1 protein-coding gene is annotated in these 1,507 nt (G+C 63.3%); it reads left to right on the top strand.

Annotation, left to right across the window (positions count from 1 at the left end):
* Nucleotides 1-380: 380 nt before the first annotated feature.
* The coding region (locus BCD48_RS47065) for a reverse transcriptase domain-containing protein (protein WP_198543345.1) at nt 381-1,507 on the top strand (1,127 nt) is incomplete at its 3' end.

Raw genomic sequence — 1,507 nt, forward strand, 5'->3', positions numbered from 1 at the left:
CGGATGTCGCGAGAGTGACAAGTCCGGTTCGGAGAGGCGGGCCGGGGAAACGGGCTGGCCGCAAGGCCAGCACCGCGCCCCGGTCCGACCTCTGCCCGACAGAGTCCGGGCCGCCTGTTTTGTGGAGGGCTGGTAGGCCGACTGTGAGGAGAGCGGAATCCTCTGGCGGGAACAGGATGTCCAAGAAGCGAAGGCCGGCAGGCGAAAGCCGACAGGAAACTAGCACGCTATGGCGGCTCCTCCAGGCCGCAGTTGCTAGATAACTGGCCGGATACCGGGCCTGGTGCCCGGGCTCCGAAAGGGGCGCTGACATGGACAGGTGAGCCTGTGAAGCAACGCGGTCTCGGACCGCCGGAACCGAAGGGTAAGTTAGACACCTGATGGTGAACGGACCTGAGGACGTAACCCTTTCGTGGGAGGCCGTCGACTGGCGGCATCACGAGGACAACGTACGGCGGCTACGGCAGCGGATCTTCACGGCGGCGCAGGAAGGGGACCTGGCTTCTGTCAGGAACCTTCAGAAGTTGATGCTGCGGAGTTGGAGCAACACGCTGATCAGCGTGCGGCAGGCGACGCAGCGTAATGCTGGCCGTAAGACGGCCGGGATCGACGGGGAGGTTGCGCTGACCTCCCAGGCCAGGATGGAGATGGCGGTGCGGGTGCATCGTGATGCCCCGTCGTGGCGGCCCCGGCCTGTCAAGCGGGTGTACATACCCAAGGCGGGTAACCGTGCGAAGTTACGGCCGCTCGGGATTCCCGTGATCGCGGACCGATGCCACCAGGGTAGGGTGCGTGCCGCGCTGGAACCCGAATGGGAGGCCCGATTCGAGCCCAAGTCGTATGGGTTTCGTCCGGGTCGTAGCTGCCATGACGCGATTCAGGCTGTCTACACCGTCTGTCGAGGACCTAGAGCCAAGCGGGTGTGGGCGCTGGACGCCGATTTGGCCGCGGCGTTCGACAAAATCGATCATTCTCGGCTACTGGAGTCGCTCGGATCGTTCCCAGCCAGGGACATGATCCGGGATTGGCTGAAAGCGGGGGTGTTCGAGGCAGGCAAAGGGTTCGCGCCGACCGAAGAGGGAACACCACAAGGCGGCGTGATCAGCCCATTGCTCCTGAATATCGCGTTGCACGGGCTGGAAGAGGCTGCGGGCGTTCGCTACGTCGGTTCTGGAAAACATGCAGGACAGACCAAGACGGACTCCCCGGTGGTCATAAGGTACGCCGATGATCTCGTCGCGCTGTGTCACAGCCAGCGGCAGGCCGAACAGGTCAAGGCGAAGCTCGCTGAGTGGCTGACGCCCAGGGGCCTGGCCTTCAACGAGGAAAAGACGCGGATAGTCGACGTTGGACGGTCTGGGTTCGATTTCCTGGGATTCAACGTTCGTCGCTACAACGGGAAACTGCTGATCAAACCATCGAAGGCAGCGATCCGGCGAATACGGGAACGGCTTCGAACGGAGATACACGCCCTGCGTGGATCCAACGCCAGGGCAGTGATCGCCAC

Origin of the sequence: Pseudofrankia coriaricola (genome assembly GCF_001854805.1) — a bacterium.
Classification (GTDB): Bacteria; Actinomycetota; Actinomycetes; order Frankiales; family Frankiaceae; genus Pseudofrankia.